Annotated in this window: 12 protein-coding genes and 1 riboswitch; of the genes, 9 read left to right on the top strand and 3 right to left on the bottom strand. The window is 70.4% G+C overall.

Annotation, left to right across the window (positions count from 1 at the left end; all coding sequences use genetic code 11):
• Nucleotides 1–19: 19 nt before the first annotated feature.
• Nucleotides 20–1,288, bottom strand: coding sequence for an MFS transporter (locus AC068B_RS23555; protein WP_478673635.1), 1,269 nt, complete (start codon nt 1,286–1,288; stop codon nt 20–22).
• 382 nt (nt 1,289–1,670) lie between these two features.
• Between AC068B_RS23555 and AC068B_RS23550 the strand changes: the two genes are divergently transcribed.
• The 3 genes from AC068B_RS23550 to pstS all read left to right on the top strand — a co-directional run bounded on the left by AC068B_RS23550 (nt 1,671) and on the right by pstS (nt 9,944).
• A complete protein-coding gene (locus AC068B_RS23550) occupies nt 1,671–3,128 on the top strand; it encodes an esterase/lipase family protein (RefSeq protein WP_478673634.1) in 1,458 nt (485 codons plus the stop codon).
• On the top strand, nt 3,125–8,647 hold the full coding sequence (locus tag AC068B_RS23545) for a tetratricopeptide repeat protein (RefSeq protein WP_478673633.1): 5,523 nt from the start codon (nt 3,125–3,127) through the stop codon (nt 8,645–8,647). The genes AC068B_RS23550 and AC068B_RS23545 overlap by 4 nt, the downstream gene beginning before the upstream one ends.
• Before the next feature lie 136 nt (nt 8,648–8,783).
• Entirely contained in the window at nt 8,784–9,944 is a 1,161-nt protein-coding gene (pstS, locus tag AC068B_RS23540; protein ID WP_478673632.1) for a phosphate ABC transporter substrate-binding protein PstS, read from the top strand.
• Nucleotides 9,945–9,954: 10 nt separating this feature from the next.
• Here the strand turns inward: pstS and AC068B_RS23535 are convergent, their stop codons facing one another.
• Nucleotides 9,955–10,350, bottom strand: coding sequence for a RidA family protein (locus tag AC068B_RS23535; RefSeq protein ID WP_478673631.1), 396 nt, complete (start codon nt 10,348–10,350; stop codon nt 9,955–9,957).
• 146 nt (nt 10,351–10,496) lie between these two features.
• On the opposite strand from AC068B_RS23535, the gene AC068B_RS23530 reads away from it, so the two are divergent.
• From AC068B_RS23530 to mmsB, 6 genes are all read left to right on the top strand, one after another.
• Nucleotides 10,497–11,537: a helix-turn-helix transcriptional regulator gene (locus AC068B_RS23530; protein WP_478673630.1), complete on the top strand. Its 1,041-nt coding sequence runs from the start codon at nt 10,497–10,499 to the stop codon at nt 11,535–11,537.
• A 173-nt stretch (nt 11,538–11,710) separates the two neighbouring features.
• The gene (locus AC068B_RS23525) at nt 11,711–12,049 is read left to right on the top strand and encodes an SCO0607 family lipoprotein (protein WP_478673629.1); all 339 of its coding nucleotides are present in this window, start codon (nt 11,711–11,713) and stop codon (nt 12,047–12,049) included.
• 83 nt (nt 12,050–12,132) lie between these two features.
• Nucleotides 12,133–12,312, top strand: a riboswitch (cobalamin riboswitch).
• 211 nt (nt 12,313–12,523) lie between these two features.
• Entirely contained in the window at nt 12,524–14,023 is a 1,500-nt protein-coding gene (locus AC068B_RS23520; protein WP_478673628.1) for a CoA-acylating methylmalonate-semialdehyde dehydrogenase, read from the top strand.
• A 5-nt stretch (nt 14,024–14,028) separates the two neighbouring features.
• Complete coding sequence (locus tag AC068B_RS23515; protein WP_478673627.1) at nt 14,029–15,183, top strand: acyl-CoA dehydrogenase family protein; 1,155 nt, start codon at nt 14,029–14,031, stop codon at nt 15,181–15,183.
• Complete coding sequence (locus tag AC068B_RS23510; protein ID WP_478673626.1) at nt 15,180–16,265, top strand: enoyl-CoA hydratase/isomerase family protein; 1,086 nt, start codon at nt 15,180–15,182, stop codon at nt 16,263–16,265. The genes AC068B_RS23515 and AC068B_RS23510 overlap by 4 nt, the downstream gene beginning before the upstream one ends.
• Nucleotides 16,262–17,197, top strand: a complete 936-nt coding sequence (mmsB, locus tag AC068B_RS23505) for a 3-hydroxyisobutyrate dehydrogenase (RefSeq protein WP_478673625.1) — start codon at nt 16,262–16,264, stop codon at nt 17,195–17,197. Before AC068B_RS23510 ends, mmsB begins: the two co-directional genes overlap by 4 nt.
• 77 nt (nt 17,198–17,274) lie before the next feature.
• Here mmsB and AC068B_RS23500 read toward each other — a convergent pair whose 3' ends face one another.
• Complete coding sequence (locus tag AC068B_RS23500; protein ID WP_478673624.1) at nt 17,275–18,909, bottom strand: hypothetical protein; 1,635 nt, start codon at nt 18,907–18,909, stop codon at nt 17,275–17,277.
• Nucleotides 18,910–19,171 lie beyond the last annotated feature (262 nt).

The following is a 19,171-nucleotide window of genomic DNA, read 5'->3' as shown; positions in this document are numbered from 1 at the left end:
TGGCCGGTAAAGACCCATGTCAGCCCGGCAAGGTCCGCCCGAGGCGCGCCAGCGGGGACAGCGCCATGCACACCGGCGACAGCGTCATGCTCACGGCGGCCGCCAACAGCCCCGCGCGCAGCCCCAACTCATCGGCCAGGAAGCCGCCGAGCAGCGAACCGAGCGGGGTCAGACCCATGCCGACGAAGTTGATCGTCGCGACGACGCGCCCCTGCAGCCCGACGGGCGTGACGGCCTGCCGCACGGCCATGACCGTCACGTTGACCAATTGGCTGAAAACACCGAAGACCAGGTTGATGCCCATCAGCAGACACACCGTCACGATGCCGGAGCCGTGCAGCGCGGGTACGCAGAGCAGTACGCCGTCGCCGAGCAGCGCGGAAGCCACCAGCACCCGGCCGTAACCGAACCGCCCGGGAAGCCGGGCGGCGAGCAGTGACCCCACGACCGCGCCCGGGCCGGTGGCGGCGAGCGCCAGCCCGACCGCGGCGCCCGACAGCTGCAGACCGCGGGGAAGGTAGAGCAGGTACAAGGTCATCAGGGCCGCGAAGCAGAACTGGAACGCGGCGGAGGCGAGCCCCACGGCCCGCAACGCGGGGTGCCTGGCGACAAGCCGCAGCCCTTCGACTATCTGCCACCAGAGCCCCACGGGCCGCTTCCGCGATGCGGCGCTCGACACGATCGGCGGCGCCTCATGCCGCCGGACACGCCGGATCGACACCGCGGACACCGCGAAGAAGAACGCACTCGCCAGAGCGGCGACCGGCGCCGAGAGGAACGACACCAGCGCGCCGCCGAGCGCGGGCCCGCCGATCTGCGCGGCGGACCTGCTGCCTTCCAGCGCGCTGTTGCCCCGCGCCAACTGGTCGCGCGTCACCAGACGTACCAGGCACGCCTGGTAGGCCACGTCGAAGAACACCCCGAGAACACCGAAGACGAACGCCACGACGAACAGCGCGGGCAGCCCAAGGACGCCCAGCGGATGCGCGAGGGCGACGGCCGCCAGCGCAAGCACCCGCCCGAGATCGGACAGCACCATCACATCCCGGGCCCGCCGACGGTCCACCCACGCGCCGACGAACAGCGAGAACAACAGAATCGGCGCCTGCTCCACCGCACGCAGCGCACCGAGGCGGCCGGTGGAGGCGTCGAGAGTGACGACGGCGATGAGCGGCAGGACGACCAGACCGGCCTGCGCCCCGAACTGGGATGCGGCCTGGCCGACCCAGAGCAGACGGAAGTCACGGTCGCGGAGCACGCTGCCGGAGGCAGGCGAAAGGGACGGCACAACAACCCCTGGAGAGAGCCGAGAAGCGAGAGAGGGCTCGCTGTGCCGCGGCACGGGGGCAGGCGCGTGGTCGGCACGTGCGGTCACGTGCGGTTACGTCGACTACCTGTGGTGCGGGCAGCACGCGATGACGGGTCGAACGACCTGAACGTCAGCGCGTGCCAGTGCGACCGGGCATCTCAACTCCTGGCAGGTGCGGGGCGATGGCGACAATACCCGGTGGCGCCCCCAACCCGCACCGGGCCGCAGAGTCCCGAAGTCCGTTGAGATCGAAGGCACTTGTCGCCCGATTACCTAGCGTAGCCGCGAGGACGGGCCTACCGTTGCTGCCCTGGGAGTGCCTCCACACCTGAAGGCGACCAGTGGGAACGGGGGAGGCGCTATGGCGCGACTCAAGCATCTGGTCGTCGTGGTGCCCGGCATCGGGGGCAGCGTGCTGCAGACGCCCGACGCGGCCAAGCGGTGGGACGAGCACCGCCGACGCTTCGTCGCGGCGGCCACCCGGCCGCACCGGCTCGGCCTGGACGCGCACCCGGACCTGGTTCCCGTCGGCCTGATGCCGGACATCACACTGATCGGCCCCTTCGTCGTCCCCGGCTACGACGACCTGGTGCGCAGGATCCGCAACCGCTTCGACCACGTACAGGTCGACGTGTCCCGGCCGGGGCGCGACCCGGACGACCGCGCCGACGTGGTCCTCTTCCCGTACGACTTCCGGCACAGCATCCAGCACGCGGCCGAGCGGCTCGCCGCCGACGTGTCGGCGCGGCTGAGCGGTGAGCACGCGGGAGCGCGCCGCAGGCGCGTGATCGTGGTCGCGCACTCCATGGGCGGCCTGGTGGCCCGCTACTGGCTGGGACCCCTGGGCGGCGCCGCGGACTGCGCGGCACTGATCACCCTCGGCACCCCGCACCGCGGCGCCCCCAAGGCGCTGGGGGTCCTGACGAACGGGGTGAAGGTGGGGCCCAAGCGGCTGGCAGGACTCTCCGAAGTGCTGCGTCAGTGGCCCTCCGCGTACGAACTCCTGCCGCGCTACCCGGCGGTGGGGCGGCCGAACGGTGCGGCACCGCTCAGGCCCCATGAGCTGGCGGAGGGCGGCCCTGTCTTCGCGGCGTTCGCGCCGCGGGCGAAGGCGGCCTTCGCGGTGCATCAGGACATCGAAGCGGCCTGGAACGAGCTGCCCGGCAGGCCCGAATCGCCGGAGGTGACCGCGCTGTTCGGCCGGGGGCACGCCACGCTGCAGCAGGCCATGCTCCTGCCCTCCGGGCTCTCGGTGGCGAAGGGGGCACCGGACTGGCTGCCCAACCGCGACTGGCTCGGCGACGGCACGGTCCCGGCGATCTCCGCCATCCCCATCGAGCAGCAGGACATGCGGGCCCGCAGGGCCGTCGCGGAGCGCCACATGGCGCTCGCCTCCTCGTCCGCGGTCGTCGACGTACTGGGCGAGTACGCCGGTGAATCGCTCGCGGCGGTACGAGGTGACGCCCCCGAACACCCGTGGCTCGGACTCGACTTGGAGGAAACGGCTCCCGTCGGCACCCCGGTGCCGGTCGGCGTGACCCTGCACGGTGTGCGGGCGGACGAGCGGACGCAGGTACGGGTCCGGCTTCGCGCGCGGGACGGCCAGGGGAGTGCGGGCGACGGCGGGGACAGGGCGGGGGCGTCCTGGCTGCCGTGCGTCAGGTCCGGTGACGACCGGTGGCAGACGGAACTCCTGCCGCCGGGCAGCGGGACCTACACGGTGGAGATCGCGGCGACCGGCGTACCGGCAGTGGACCGCCTTCGCGCCGGGGACGTCCTGGGCGTGGTCGACACCGAGCACTTGGGAGCGGAGGGGTGAGCACGGCGTGGCGCCGGTGGGCGGGCGGCGATCCCAGGGCCCTGATCGAGTACGTCCAGCGCGGGCACCGGGGCGACAGCGCGCGCGGGGCGCCGGGCGACCTCCTCGGTACCAGGATGCCCGCGCCGGGCGAGGGGCCACGAGCCGCCCGCGCACGCGCTCTGTACGAGGCCTTCGCCGACCTCCACATCCAGTACGCGGACGAACCGACCACCAGCGACCCCGGCCGCCAGACCATCCGGCCGCCGGACCAGGTGCTCGGCCGACCACGCCACGGCACGTGCCTCGACCTCGCGGTCACCTTCGCCGGAGCCTGTCTGGACGCCGGACTGCACCCCCTGATCATCGTCCTGGCAGGTGCGGGGGCGGGTGACCCGGCCCATGCGCTGGTCGCCGTCTGGCTCGACGGCAACTGGTCCAATCGCGCCCACCGCGACTACCGCTGGGACGAGCAGGACCCCGACTGGCAGACCCTCCCACCGGACTTCATCGACCAGCTCGCCGAGACCGAGGACTCTCCCGGCGCGTTCCTCGCCATCGACGTCACAGGCGTCTCCTCCCGCGTCGACACGACGGACCCCCGACGCCGGGAACAGCAGCCCTGGGACCGGTCCGTGGCCCATGGCGCCGCGCTCCTGCGGGAAGCCTCCGAGGACCGCTGGAGCGTGACGGTCGACGTCGGTCTGGGGTACGAGCACTGCGAGCCGCATCCTCTGCCCTACCGGCCGAGTACCGATGTTCTGGCGGCGCCCTACCTGCCGGTGCCGGAACCTATGGGGGAGCTGGCGGGGGAACCCTTGGGGGTAGTCACAGGAAGCAACAGGCCGCTCCCGTCCCTGTGGGCCCGCCACGACGCCATCCGTTTCCACCCCCGGGATGAACTCGACTTCCTCCAGGGCTGGTTCCAGGCGCCGGACGCCCGGGGGCCGCGTACGAGGATCGTGCTGCTGCACGGCGTCGGCGGCGCGGGGAAGACCCGCCTGGCCGCGGAGCTCGCCCACCGCCTCTCCACCACCGGCTGGTACGCGGGTTTCCTCGTCCGCGAACCCGACCCCCGGGACCGGGCCTGGCTCGGCGACGTCGCCTCCCCGCTGCTGGTCGTCGTCGACTACGCCGAGGACCGCAAGTCCGCGGACGTCATCAACGTGCTGCGCACCCTGCGCCACCGCGAGGCGCCCACCTGCCTCCTACTGACCGCGCGGACGATCAGCAGCTGGTGGGACGAGGAGATCGCGGTGGCCCTCAAGGAGGACGGCCACCCCTATGACCTGCACGACAGCCCTCTGGCGGCCCGCCACCCACGCCACACGGGCGTCTACCGGGCGGCGTTGCGCTCCTTCGGCGGGTCGGAGGCCACGGCCATGGGCAGCAGCCCGCCTCCCGACCCGGCCTCCGGCCGGTGGACCACCCTGGACCTGGTCATGCTCGCCTGGCTCGCCGCCCGCGCGGACGGCACCGAGGGAGTGCCGGGTTCGGAGGACGAGCTGTACGAGAAGGTCCTCGACCACGAACTGGGCTACTGGGTACGGGCGTACAGAACCCAGATCGGCAAGCCTTCGAGGAGGACGAGGGAGGTACTGCGCGAGGCAGGCGCCTGCCTCAGCCTCCTGGCACCCCGGGAGGCCCGGCTCGACCACACCCTGAAGGCCATCAACGAACTGGCGGACGACGCCGGGCGCCGCGACGAGATGGCGGCCCTGCTCACCGACCTGCTGCCCGCCGCACCCGAGGACGGCACGCTGGCGGTGCGGCCGGACCCACTCGGTGCGCATCTTGCGGCCGGAGTGTTCGGGACCGATCGGGTACTGCTCGCAGGGTGCCTGAAGGAGGCGGACCGGGACGAGCGGCTCAACGCCTGCGTGAGCATCTCGCGGTTCGCCGCTTCGGCGGGTGAGGAATCCCCGGCGGGCGACGTCGCACAGGCCGCGCTGGCCGCGGCTCCCGACCTGTGGCGGACCGCGCTGACGGTGGCGGCGTCTCAGGGAGGCATCTTCCTCGAAGCCCTTGAGCGACTCGCCGCTACCGACGATTCGCCGCTGCCCCTGGCCCGACTCGCCGCCACGGTCCCTGCCGGACACAGCACCTTGCGCAACCTCGCATTGATCGCCACCAGGCGCTCCGAACCCGACGACGTCGACGCCACGTCCGAGGAAGCACGGGCGGCGCGGGCGTCGTGGCTGAACAACCTGTCGGTCCGGCTGAGTGAGGTGGGGGAACGCGAGGACGCTCTCCGTGCCATTTCCGGAGCCGTCGCTCTCCACCGCGTGCTCGCTGAAGCCGACCCTGCCGCGTTTCTTCCCAACCTCGCCATGTCCCTCAACAACCAGTCCAACCGGTTGAGTGACACCGGAGACCATGCGGCGGCGTTCGCTTCGGTCACGGAGGCCGTCGAGCTCTACCGGACCCTCGTTGAGACCAATTCCAGCGCGTTCCTTCCCAGCCTCGCCACCTGTCTGAACAACCTGTCCAATCGGCTTTCCGAGACTGGGGACCGCGCCGCCGCCCTCGCGTCCATCACCGAGGCGGTCGAGATCCGCCGTGCTCTTGTTGAAGGGGACCGCGCCGCCCATCTCCCCGACCTCGCAGGGTCCCTCAACAACCTTTCCAACCAGCAGGGCGATGCCGGAGACCGTGCGGCGGCGCTCGCTTCGATCACCGAAGCTGTCACCCTCTATCGCACCCTCGCCGAAGCCGACCCGGCAGTTTTTCTCCCCAACCTGGCTTCCTCTCTGAACAACTTGTGCAATCAGCAGAGAGATGTCGGAGACCGTGCGGCGGCCCTTGCGTCCATCACCGAGGCGGTCGAGATCCGCCGTGCCCTCGTGGGCACAAATCGAGCCGCCTTCCTCCCTGATCTCGCCGGATCCCTGAGCAACCTCTCGGTCCAGCAGAGCGAGACCGGCCGGCGTGGCGAGGCCCTTGCAGCGAGTACTGAGGCCGTCGATTTCTTTCGCGACCTTGCCCGGGCCGATCCCATCGTCTTCTGCGCCGGGCTTGCCACGGCCCTCAACAATCACTCCAATCGGTTGAGCGAAAGCGGGGACCGCGTGGGGGCGCTTGCTGCGATCACCGAGGCGGTCGAGATCCGTCGTGGTCTCGCCCGGGCCAACCCTGCTGCCTTTCTGCCCGACCTCGCCATGGTGCTCAACAACCTCTCCAACCAGCAGGGCGACATGGGCGACAGCGAGGCTGCTCTTGCCTCGGTCACCGAGGCGGTGGAGATCCGACGATCTCTCGCCCGGGCCAATCCGGGTGCCTTTCTTCCCGACCTCGCAGGCTCCCTCAGCAATCTCTCCAACTGGTTGAGTGATACCGGGGACCGCGAAGGGGCGCTTGCTGCGATCACCGAGGCGGTCGACTTCTATCGGGCCCTCGCCCGGGCCAACCCCGCTGCGTTTCTGCCCGACGTCGCCATGGTGCTCAACAATCTCTCCAACCGGCAGGGCGAAATGGGTGTCCGCGAGGCTGCCCTCACCTCTGCGATGGAGGCGGTAGAGATCCGTCGTGCTCTTGTGGCGACAAATCGAGCCGCCTTCCTCCCCGATCTGGCCGGGTCCCTCAGCAACCTCTCGGGGCGGCTGAGCGCGGTCGGAGACCGTGAGGCCGCGCTTGCCGCGGCCACCGAGGCAGCGGACGCCTTCCGCTCCCTCGCCCGGACCGACCCGGGCGCCTTCCTTCCCGACCTCGCCACGTCCCTCAACAACCTCTCGGTCGAGCAGGGGGAGGCCGGGCTCCCCGACGCGGCGCTGGCTTCGATCAGCGAGGCGGTGGCGATCCGCCGCGCCCTCGCCGAGGCCAACCCCGCCGCGTTTCTCGACGGTCTGGCCGGTTCGCTCAACAACCTCTCGGTCCAACAGGGCGAGGTCGGCGAAGGAGAGGCGGCGCTTGCGTCGATCACCGAAGCCGTCGACCTGTATCGCACCCTCGCCGAGGCCAACCCCGCCGGGGTTCTCCCGGACCTGGCCTCGGCTCTCAGCAACCGCTCCAACCGGCTGAGCACGATCGGCGACCACGAGGCCGCCCTTGTCTCCATCAACGAGGCGTTACAGATCCGTCGTGGTCTCGCCCGGACCAACCCGGCAGCCTTCCTCCCTGACCTTCCCGGAACCCTCAACAACCTGTCGGGTCGACTGAGCGCCACCGGAGACCCTGCGGGCGCCCTCGCGGCCATCAGCGAGGCCGTCAGCCTGTACCGAACCCTCGCCCGGAGCAGCCCGGGAGCCTTCCTCCCCGACCTTGCCAAGGCCCTCGCCAATCTCTCCGTCCTGCAGCACGAGGCGACCGATCATGAGGCTGCCCACGCCTCCATCACCGAGTCGGTCGAGATCCGTCGTGGTCTCGCCCGGAGCAATCCGGCAGCCTTCCTCGCCGACCTCGCCGTGTCCCTGAACGATCTCTTTCACCAGGGGCACGAGCGTCAGAGCCTCGGCGAAGCACGGCACACCTCCGATCAAGTGATCTCGGAGTTTCCCTCCGGACCGCAAGCCGAACTCCTCGCCTCGCGCGCATGGTGGCTCCACCAGCACGACGATCACGCAGGAGCGGTGTCGGTCCTGCTCGCTGCCGCTCAGTGCGCTGATACGACCTCCGATCCCGCCTGGGCCGGACGTTCCCGTCGCGCCGTCCGAGGCGTTGTCGAGGAGCTGGGCCGGAGCGAACCGGCGCGCCCCCACCTGGATTCAGCTCTCCCCGACTTCCCCGCATGGGCGAACACCCCGCTCTCCTCCGAGCTCCGCGACCGCTTCGACCAGTGGTTTTCCCTGCGGAGTTGGTCCGACCGGGAAACCTTCCTCCGCGAGGCACATCCGCTTCTCTCAGCGCCGGAAGGGCAGGCCGCTCTGGCCGCCGCCCGCACGCTGTACCCGGAAGACGAAAGGCTCGAAGCGCTCGCGGAGTTTCTGTACGCAGCCCGCGAGCACGGACTTGCGGAGGTGCTGGACGCACTCGGCGAGAGCAACTCCCGAGTCGATCTGGTCGAGCAGTGGCTCGCCACCCCCACGTGGCCGGAAGACCTGGACTTCCTGGAGCGTCACCAGCAACTGACCGCGGATCCCCTGATCCGCGAAGTACTCGCCGCCCGGAGGGACGACCCGGCCGCCCTCCAACACCTGGGCATCCTCCAACTCGTCGGCCGACTTCCCGCCACCGACGTCTACGACGCGATCACCGACCCCACGACGGCGGTCGACACCGCCATGGCGTTCGTGGGGGAGGGGCGGCCGGAGGCGCTCGTCCCCCTGATCCTCGTCGCCCCGGTCCTGACAGAGACACCGTTCGTCACTCCATATCTGTTCGCCGTACGTGCGGTGTTCTCCGCGGCGAGTGCGGCTAGTGCCGACGCGGATGCCCCGACTCCCGCCGATCTCATCGCGGAAGCCGCAGAGCAGGGTTCCGAAGTACAGCGCGGCGCCGGTGCGGTTCGTCTCCGCAGGATGGCCCAGCACTGTCCGGAGCAGGCCACTGAGCTGCTGGAGCTGGCGGCCGCCCTGGCTGCAGCGGCGCCGACGCCGCAACAGTGAAACCCTGCCTCCGCCCCACCGCCGTACAGCAGGAAGTCGTCCGATGTTCGCCCCGGTGTTACCCGCCGACGTCGTGGATGGGCCAGCATCTGAGGTCCGGTCGAGTTCCACTTCGCGGTACCCCGAGGGGACAACGTTGCAACACCCACGTCCAGGACGTACGCACCACCAATCAGGGGGAGCACGCGGCGCGGTCGTCGTCTCCCTCACGGCTCTGCTGTCGCTGGCACTGACTGGGTGCGGTGTCGCGGGGATAGGTGACGACGGGGGCGGGGACGCGCGGTCGTCCGTCGATGCCGCTTCCGTCGCCGGGATCGACTGTGCCGACGCGGGCAAGGTCCAGGGGACCGGGTCCAGCGCGCAGCAGAACGCGATGCAGTACTGGATCAAGCACTACCAGAGTGCCTGCCCGGGGGTGCGGATCGCGTACAACCCGATCGGGTCCGGGGCGGGCGGCGCGCAGTTCCTGCGGGGTGCGACCGCGTTCGGCGGTTCCGACAGCGCGCTCAAGCCCGATGAGGTCGAGCACTCGAAGGACGTCTGCCGGGGCGGGCGGGCCATAGACCTGCCCATGGTCGGCGGCCCCATCGCGATCGGCTACGACGTGCCGGGCGTCGAGGACCTGACGCTGGACGCCGAGACCCTCGCCAAGATCTTCGACCGGAAGATCACTGATTGGGACGACCCGGAGATCCGGCGGCTCAACCCCGGCGCCGACCTGCCGTCCATGCCCGTCCGCCCCGTGCACAGGTCGGACGACTCCGGCACCACACAGAACTTCCAGGCCTATCTGGCGGGCGCGGCCCCCGAGGTCTGGACCCACCCGCTGGCCAAGGCCTGGCAGGGGACGGGCGGCGCGTCCGCGAGCGGGTCCAGCGGCGTCGCCTCGGAAGTGACCTCCGGAGTCGGGGCGATCGGGTACTTCGAGCTGTCCTTCGCGCGGGCCCGCCAGATCAAGACCGTGAGCATCGACACGGGCGCGCCCGCCCCGGTCGCACCGACTCCCGCCACGGCGTCGGCAGGCATCGCCGCCGCCCGGGTCGCGGGCCAGGGCAGCGACATGAAGCTGAAGTTCCGTTACGACGCATCGACCCCGGGCGCGTATCCGATCGTCCAGGTCACCTACGAGATCGTCTGCGACAAGGGGAACCAGAAGGCGACCCTGCCCGGGCTCAAGTCGTTCCTGACCTACACCGCGAGCAAGGTGGGGCAGAAGGACCTGTCCAGGCTCAACTACGCGCCGCTGCCGGAATCCGTCGCCGGTCAGGTGCGCGACGTGGTCGGCACGCTCTCCTGAGGAGGCCGCCTCACGCGACGGCCGTGCCCTCCAGCTCGACCAGCTGGCCGGGTATCGCCAGCCGCGTCACCCCGAGCATCGTGGTGGTCGGCGCGACCCCTGCGGCGCCCAACTGCCCGGCCAGCACGCCGAAGTGCTGGAAGAGCAGGTCGACGTCGGTCGTGTAGACGTTGAGCCGGACGAGATCCGAGAGGGACATGTCGGCCTCGGCGAGCACGGCCTTGACGTTGTCGATGCTCAGCGCCAGCTGCGCCGCCATGTCACCGTCGTGCTCGGGCTTGCCTTCGCTGCTCATCGCGGTCTGCCCCGAGATGTACAAGGTGCGCGTGTGCCCGGACACGACCTCACCCTGGTTGAAGCCCAGCTCCGTCGACCAGGACACCGGGTTGACTGCCATTCGTTCCATCGCCGCTTTGGCTCCGTTCGGTTCAGTGGGTTCGCTGACGGTACGTACGTCCATCGGCCCGGCAATCGCCGCGCGCTGACGTCGTGTGAAGGAGCCTTCCAGCAATACATGACATCTCCAGTCATGTATTTCGCTAGTGTTTTCGCATGCGCGCCGACCGGTTGGTTTCCTTGGTGCTGCTTCTGCGCCAGCGCGGTCGGATGACGGCGGACACGCTGGCCCGCGAGCTGGAGGTGTCCACCCGCACGGTGCTTCGCGACATCGAGGCGCTGTCCGCGGCGGGCGTGCCGGTCTACGCGGAACGCGGCCGACACGGCGGTTTCTCGTTGCTGCCCGATTTCCAGACGGCGCTGACCGGACTGAACCACGACGAGGCGCTCGCCCTGCTGGTCGCCGGATCACGGCGCGGCGCGCAGCTGTTCGGCCTCGGCTCGGCGCTCGCCTCGGCCATGCTCAAGGTGTTCGACGCGCTGCCCGAAGACCTCCGCGGCACTGCGGCAGGCGCGGCCCAGCGACTGCTCATCGACCCGGAGTTGGACCTCCTCGCGCGTCGCGTGGACGCCGAGGAGGTGCCCGACGCGACCGTGGCGGAGGTCCGGCGCGCGGTCTTCGCCGGACAGAAGCTGCGCATCCACTACGCGCCTCCGGGGCGGCCCCCGGAATGGCGCACGGTGGACCCGATCGGCCTGGTCACCGTCCGCAACCAGGGCTACTTGCTGGCCACGCGCGCCGGTGCCGACCGCACCTACCGGCTGTCCCGGGTGCTGGGCGCCGAGGCGCTCGGCGAACCCGCGCAGCGACCGGCCACGGTCGACCTGGACCGGGCCTGGCAGGAGCGCAACACACGGTTCCGGAACGGTGGCGACGACCAAGTCACCGTGCGGGTACGGGTGGACCCGGCGGGACGGAAGGACCTGGTGGGCACCGCGCTGGCGGTCTTCGACGAAGGAGATGAAGAAGCCGAAGGGGCCGAAGCGGACGGCCGGTTGCGGCTGAGCGTGGTCTTCCAGGATGCCCGGCACGCCACCTGGGCCCTCTGGCAGCTCTCCACGCTCGCGGAAGTCCTGGCCCCGCAGTGGCTGCGTACCTCCCTGCACGACCGCGCCGCCGGGATCGCCGCACTCTACGGACCGTCATCCGAGCGACGAGGAACTCCCCGAGGGCAACGAACCGACCCGCGTCAGTGAGGCGCGGCCGCGCGCCCAGACCTCGGTGACCAGCTCATCGACCACTACGTCATCGGGGTGTCCAACGGGCGTGATCAAGTAGGGCGCACAGGCCGTCTGAGTACTCGTACTCATGATCCGCACCCCACCGCTCGCGCAAGCTGGACGCACAGGTCGATGAGAGGAAGAGGACTGTGCGCAGCAGCATCCGAGTTCGCCCGGCGTCCCGTGTCTCCGGTAGGCGGTCGGCGCGGTCCCTCGTGGGGCTCGCGCTGGCGGGCGCGGCGGCGGCCGCGGCGCTGACCGGCTGTTCCATGGAGGACGCGATCTGCGGCGGCGGCGAGTATCCCGTTCTGCAGGTGGGCAGCAGTGGGTCCGCGTGCCAGCCCGACGGGGAAGAGCCGCCGAAGGGCTACGCCCGCTACCCGGAGGGGAAGGTCCCCGAGCACGTCGGGGACAAGTGGGACACGTACTGGAGCGATCACACGCTCGACGAGAACGGGAAGATCATCAAGCTGAAGGACGGTCAGTGACCGCCGCGTAGGCCGCCCGCGCGACGAAACCGCCGCCGTCGCCGAAAGGTGGGGGTGGACTTACTAGGACGTCCAACTATATCTTCGTGACCAGAGCCCGCGGTGCAGGGAAGCCGGTGTGAATCCGGCGCGGTCCCGCCACTGTGACCGGGGAGTGCGTTCTCGCCGAGCGATACGCCACTGACGGAGAAGTTCCGTCGGGAAGGCGGGAGAACGCGCGCTGATCCGGGAGTCAGGATACCGGCCGTGGGGTGTTCCGTGTTGTCCACGAGGATGGAGCAGACACGCATGGCACCGGTCCGTACCCACGACCCAGGTGAACCGGCGAAGCGAGCGACGGCCCCGGTCGGCGCTCGACTCCACGACGGCTCTTAGGCCTTCGCGTCCCACGACAGAACCGCCCGCCCACCTCACCCGGTGGCGCCGTCGGCCTGCCGTGCCATCCCCGGACTCACCTGACGAGAGCAGGCTCTCATGGTCCGTGAACTGACACATTTCATCGGCGGCAAGCACGTCCCCGGGACGTCGGGGCTCTTCGCCGACGTGTACGACCCCAACTCCGGCTCCGTACAAGCGCAGGTGCCGCTGGCCGGGCGGGCGGAGACGGCCGCGGCGATCGCCGACGCCGAGTCCGCCCAGCGTGAATGGGGCGAGTGGAATCCGCAGCGGCGCGCTCGCGTGATGCTGCGCTTCCTGCAACTCGTCGAAGGGGAGCGGGAGTCGCTGGCGCGGACGCTCTCCGGCGAGCACGGGAAGACCGTCGCCGACGCCCACGGTGACCTGCAACGCGGCCTTGAGGTAGTGGAGTTCGCCGCGGGCATCCCGCACCTGCAGAAGGGGGAGTTCACCGACAACGCAGGCACCGGCATCGACGTGCACTCCCTGCGGGTGCCGCTCGGCGTCACCGCGGGCATCACCCCGTTCAACTTCCCCGCGATGATCCCGCTGTGGAAGGCGGCTCCCGCGCTGGCCTGCGGCAACTCCTTCATCCTCAAGCCGTCCGAACGCGCGCCCTCCGTGCCGCTCCGGCTCGCCGAGCTGTTCCTGGAGGCGGGCCTGCCGCCCGGTGTCCTGAACGTCGTCAACGGCGGCAAGGAAGCGGTGGACACCCTCCTGGAGGACCCGCGCGTCCAGGCGCTCGGCTTCGTCGGGTCCACCCAGATCGCCGCGCACATCTACGCCACCGCCGCCGCGCACGGCAAGCGCGCCCAGTGCTTCGGCGGCGCCAAGAACCACATGATCGTGATGCCGGACGCCGACCTCGACCAGGCCGTGGACGCCCTCATCGGCGCCGGGTACGGCTCGGCGGGGGAGCGCTGCATGGCCATCGCGGTCGCCGTCCCCGTCGGCGAGGAGACCGCCGACGCGCTCGTCACCCGGCTCAAGGAACGCGTCGCCGAGCTGCGCATCGGGCGGTCCGACGATCCGGAGGCCGACTTCGGGCCGCTGGTGAGCCGGGACGCCCTCGACCGGGTCCGCCGCTACGTGGACATCGGCGTCAACGAAGGCGCCGAACTCGTCGTGGACGGACGCGACTTCACCCTGCCCGGACACGAGAACGGCTTCTTCGCCGGAGCCACCCTCTTCGACCGCGTCTCGCCGCGCATGCGGATCTACCGCGAGGAGATCTTCGGCCCGGTGCTGTGCGTGGCCCGCGCCGCGGACTACGAGGCGGCCCTGCGCCTGCCCAGCGAACACCCCTACGGCAACGGCGTCGCGATCTTCACCAGGGACGGCGACACCGCCCGCGACTTCACGCGCCGCGTCGGCGCCGGCATGGTCGGCGTCAACGTGCCGATCCCCGTCCCGGTGGCGTACCACACCTTCGGCGGCTGGAAGCGGTCCGGCTTCGGCGACCTGAACCAGCACGGCCCCGACGCCGTCCGCTTCTACACCCGCACCAAGACCGTCACCTCGCGCTGGCCCTCCGGAGCCAGGGAAGGCGCGAACTTCACCATCCCGACGATGGGATGACGGCGATGACCACGATGGCCACGGCCCTCACCAAGGACCAGCTCGCACTGGCCGAGGTGACGCTCGACTTCGCCGAGGAACACCTCTCACCGCACGCCGTCGCCTGGGACCGCGACAAGCACTTCCCCGTGGACGTGCTCCGCAAGGCCGCCGAACTGGGCCTCGGCGGTGTCTACGTACGCGAGGAGCACGGCGGTTCGGGCCTCAGTCGCACCGACGGAACCCTCGTCTTCGAGGCCCTCGCCACCGGCTGCCCCTCCATCGCCGGATACCTCTCCATCCACAACATGGTCGCCTGGATGATCGACCGGTACGGCGACGAGAACCAGCGCGCCCGCTGGCTGCCGGAGCTGTGCACCGCCGCGTCCCTGGGCAGCTACTGCCTCACCGAGCCGGGTGCAGGATCGGACGCCGCGGCCCTGACGACCCGCGCCGAGCGCGACGGTGACGCGTACGTCCTGACCGGCGTCAAGCAGTTCATCTCCGGAGCGGGCACCTCGAACGTGTACGTCGTCATGGCGCGCACCGGCGAGGAGGGGCCCGGCGGCATCTCCGCGTTCGTCGTCGAACGGGACGACCCCGGCCTCACCTTCGGCCCCGACGAACGGAAGATGGGCTGGAACGCCCAGCCCACCCGCCAAGTGCTCCTCGACGGCGTGCGCGTACCGGCCGACCGCCGCCTCGGGGACGAGGGCGAGGGGTTCCGCATCGCCATGACCGGCCTCAACGGCGGACGGCTCGGCATCGCGGCCTGCTCCCTGGGCGGCGCCCAGAGCGCACTGCACCGCAGCGTGTCCTACCTCGCCGACCGTGAGGCGTTCGGCGCGTCCCTTCTGGACGCCCAGGCGCTGCGGTTCCGGCTCGCCGACATGGCCACCGAGCTGTCCGCCGCCCGCGCGCTGGTGCGCCAGGCCGCCGACGCGCTCGACCGGGGCGACCCGCGCGCCCCGCAGCTGTGCGCCATGGCCAAGCGCTTCGCCACCGACACCGGCTACTCCGTGGCCGATCGCGCCCTCCAACTGCACGGCGGATACGGCTATTTGAGCGAGTACGGCATCGAGAAGATCGTCCGGGACCTGCGGGTCCACCAGATCCTGGAAGGAACCAACGAGATCATGCGCCTGATCGTGGCCCGCGGACTGACCGAGGCCGTCCGATGACGGCGGCCGAGGGCGCCGTCGACTCCGTGCTGCTGCGCGTCGAGGGCTGCGCGGGCCATCTGATCCTCAACCGCCCCAAGGCCCTCAACGCCCTCACCCACGCGATGGTGCTCCGCATCGACGAGGCGCTGACCGCCTGGGAGCAGGACCCCGCCATCGAGACCGTCGTCCTCACGGGTGCGGGGGAGCGGGGCCTGTGCGCGGGCGGCGACATCCGTTCCATCCACCAGGACGTCACGGCGGGCGACGGCGCGGCAACGCGGGAGTTCTGGCGCGACGAGTACCGCCTCGACGCCCGCATCGCGCGCTACCCCAAGCCGTTCGTCGCCGTCATGGACGGCATCGTGATGGGCGGCGGTGTCGGCATCTCGGCGCATGCGGGCGTGCGCGTGGTCACCGAACGCTCCCGGGTCGCGATGCCCGAGACCGGCATCGGGTTCGTGCCCGACGTCGGCGGCACCTACCTGCTTGGCCTCGCGCCCGGCGGTCTCGGCGCCCATCTCGCCCTCACCGGGGCGCAGGTGGCGGCGGGCGACGCGCTCAGGTGCGGCCTCGCCGACCACTTCGTACCATCGTCGTCCCTGCCCGGCCTGCTCGCCGACATCTCCCATGTGCCGGTACGAGAGGTCCTCGCGCGGTACGTCCAGGACGCGCCGCCCGGCCGACTCGCGGACGAGCGGGAGTGGATCGACCACTGCTACGCCGCCGGAACCGTCGAGGAGATCGTCGACCGACTCCAGGCGGACGGCTCGCGCGCGGCGAAGGAGGCCGCCGAGACACTGCTCGGCCGGTCGCCCACGGCCCTCAAAGTGACGCTGGAGGCGCTGCGGCGGGCGCGTGAACTCGGCTCGCTCGAAGCGGTGTTGGGCCAGGACTACCGCGTCTCGTCCGCTGCCCTCACCTCGCCCGACCTGGCGGAGGGCATCCGCGCCCAGGTCATCGACAAGGACCGCTCGCCGCGCTGGCACCCCGGCACGCTCGCCGAGGTGGGCGCGGACGACGTCGTACGTTTCTTCGCGCCGCCCGGAGACGGGGAACTCGCCCTGGACGGCGGCGCCGTGACACAGGAGGTGGCGTGGTGAGCGGGACCGCGGGCGCGGGGGCGCAGGAGGCGAGGACCATCGCCTTCATCGGCCTCGGCAACATGGGCGGGCCGATGGCCGCGAACCTGGTCGCGGCGGGGCACCGCGTCGTCGGACACGACCTGTCGGCCGACGCCCTCGCCGCCGCGGCGGAGCGGGGGGTCGTGCCCGCCGCCTCGGCCGTCGAGGCGGTGCCGGACGCCGACGTGGTGATCACCATGCTTCCGGCCGGGCGGCACGTCCTCGCGCTCTACCAGGACGAGGGGCTGCTCGCCGCGGCCGCGCCGGGCACGCTGTTCGTCGACTGCTCCACGATCGACGTCGCGGATGCCCGCGCCGCGCACGAGGCCGCGGCCGCCACGGGCCACCGTGCCCTCGACGCACCGGTCTCCGGCGGGGTGGTCGGGGCCGAGGCCGCCACGCTGACCTTCATGGCGGGCGGCGGCACGGGGGAGTTCACCGATGCGGAGCCCTTGCTGGCCGCCATGGGAAAGCGCGCCGTGCACTGCGGGGACGCCGGTGCCGGGCAGGCGGCGAAGATCTGCAACAACATGATCCTCGGCATCTCGATGGTCGCCGTCAGCGAGGCCTTCGTACTCGGCGAGAGCCTGGGCCTGACCTCGCAGGCACTCTTCGACGTGGCCTCCACCGCCTCCGGCCAGTGCTGGGCGCTCACTGCCAACTGCCCGGTGCCGGGGCCGGTCCCCGCGAGCCCGGCCAACCGCGACTACCGGCCGGGCTTCGCCGCCGCTCTCATGGCGAAGGACCTCGGCCTGGCCGCCGGGGCGGCGCGCGCGACGGGCGTGGACGCCGCACTCGGCCTGCGCGCCGCCGAACTGTACGAGGAGTTCGCCAAGGAGGGAGGGGCCGACCGCGACTTCTCCGCGATCGTGCAGACGATCAGGCAGCGGTCCGGTGAGCACGCGACCTGAATCGAGCAGAGCTGACCGCAAGGCCGCCGTGGCCTTGCGGTCAGTGTGAGCGGGTCGCTATGGAGTGGCGACGGTGCTCATGATTCCGCCGAGATGAACTGACTGTCGGGAGCGTCGGGGGCGGGCGCGGCCATGACACCTGCTGCCTCGGTCGCGTCTTCCCGCACGCTTTCGGTGCCCGAAGCGGGCGAAGCGCCTTGGCCGGAGGTGGCTTCGCCGTCTCCACTGCCCGTGCGCTCCAGCCACGGAATGGCGTACACGTTGGTGCGCGTCGGCTGCCGGGCCGCCGCCAGGGCCAACTGCTCCGCCCTGGCCGAAGGCGGACCGTCGGTCGGCGGCGAGTAGGGAACCAGACTGCTCAGCCAGGCGACGATCTGCATGCCGGGGACCGTGAGTGTCGTGCCGTCGAAGGACGACGCGAATCGACGGGTCGACGAGCTGTTCTGGTAACTGCCCGAAAGGGAGAAGGGACCTATTCCGACGCTGCTGCGTATCGACGTGGCCTGTGTGGCACGCTGCAGGTCCGTGGTTCCCCAGTCCGCGCTTATCTTGATGTCCCTGGCCACGATGAAGGCGGTCGGCAGCAGGGAGAAGACTCCCTCGTTCTTGTCGCTGATCTCGCCGGTCGAATAGTCGCCCGGGCGACGGCCTGCCGTGCTCCAGCCGCGCAAGGACGTCAGTGATGAGTCCAGCCAGCGGCGGCGTATTTCGATCCGGCCGAAACGGAAGGAGATGTTCATGTTCGATGTCTCGGTGTGGAGGCTGTACTGCGTCCTTTCCGTGGATCCGGCGGCACCGACCCGCCACAGACCGAGATTGATCCCGCCGCCCGCGCCATAGCGGGAGAATCGCGACTCCTCGTTGATGCGGAGCCTGTTGGACGTCAGCGTCAAGGCCGAGAAGTTCGTGGCTCCCGATTCGGTGAACCAGTTGCCGGGGAACGCCTCGCACAGGTGCCAGAAGATGTTGGCGTCGACGAGGCTTCCGCGCCTGGTCTGCAGATACGTCTGGCGGGCCCGGGAGAAGATTCCCGCGAGACTCGACTGCTGGAACTGCCCGAGGGTGGCGAGGGCACTCTCCACCACACCGGGGCTGGCCGCCTGAAGGTCCTGGTAGGCGAGGTCCACGGGCGCCCTGAGCACCGGCGCCAGGATGGCCCACTTCCGCTGGTCCTCCGGTTTGCTCAGGTCGTACTGGAGGAAGTTCGTCGTGTAGCTGAGCAGGGCGGCGGTGTACAGCTGCATCTTGTTCTTGTAGTTGCGATACAGCGGAGAGTCGACTTTCACCGTGACGGGAAGACCGTCCTGGTCGAAGTCCTGGCCGTCCACGAACAGCAGCTTGAACGCCTTCTCGTACGCCTTCTGCCCCTCGGGGTCCGCGGGTGGCGGATTCACGTTCGCGCGGACGATCTCGCCGTAGACGTTGTCGGTGCTGACGCCGCCGACCGCGTAGGCCGGTGTCAGGAGGGGGACGGGGTCCACCAGGGTCGCGAAGTTCTCGCTTGCCGCGACGGAACCGGTCGGATTGTTCGGGGACCACGGGTTCGCGAACTGCGCCGCGTCCACGGGGTTTCCGGGTAGTTGCAGCGACATGTAAGTCTGTGCCCGCCGCAAAATTGGCTGCCCGCCACCGATTCCGGAAGGAGTGGTGGTGAGTGCGTCGAAGATCGCGTCGTAAATTCCTTGGAGCAGCTGTTTCTGATCGATGGCCATGGGCTACCCCCTAATATTGACCACCGCCGGATGGGCCCGGGATGTTACTGGATTCCTACTCCCGCAGCACAACAGCGTCAATGAGCCAAGAGGCGTGCGGGAAGGGCGACCCACATTCGTCTGAATCGTGGCCAGAAAGGCTTTGCAAGTACGAGTTCGCAGGGGCTTTCTGACCCGACGGGGGTGCGTGCGTGCGAGTGAGGCCGTGCGGTCGGGACGCCTGGAGGGGTGCGTGGGCGTGAACTTGCCACGGGTGGATGCG

It is taken from the genome of Streptomyces sp. NPDC042371, from assembly GCF_056437465.1.
This window is presented reverse-complemented; position numbering and strand designations above follow the sequence as displayed.

What these genes read in the sequence shown, in the direction of transcription:
- AC068B_RS23500 (WP_478673624.1), bottom strand. Translation starts at nt 18,909, where the DNA reads ATGGCCATCGATCAGAAACAGCTGCTCCAAGGAATTTACGACGCGATC.
- AC068B_RS23550 (WP_478673634.1), top strand. Translation starts at nt 1,671, where the DNA reads ATGGCGCGACTCAAGCATCTGGTCGTCGTGGTGCCCGGCATCGGGGGC.
- AC068B_RS23535 (WP_478673631.1), bottom strand. Translation starts at nt 10,350, where the DNA reads ATGGAACGAATGGCAGTCAACCCGGTGTCCTGGTCGACGGAGCTGGGC.
- AC068B_RS23510 (WP_478673626.1), top strand. Translation starts at nt 15,180, where the DNA reads ATGACGGCGGCCGAGGGCGCCGTCGACTCCGTGCTGCTGCGCGTCGAG.
- AC068B_RS23530 (WP_478673630.1), top strand. Translation starts at nt 10,497, where the DNA reads ATGCGCGCCGACCGGTTGGTTTCCTTGGTGCTGCTTCTGCGCCAGCGC.
- AC068B_RS23515 (WP_478673627.1), top strand. Translation starts at nt 14,029, where the DNA reads ATGACCACGATGGCCACGGCCCTCACCAAGGACCAGCTCGCACTGGCC.
- AC068B_RS23520 (WP_478673628.1), top strand. Translation starts at nt 12,524, where the DNA reads ATGGTCCGTGAACTGACACATTTCATCGGCGGCAAGCACGTCCCCGGG.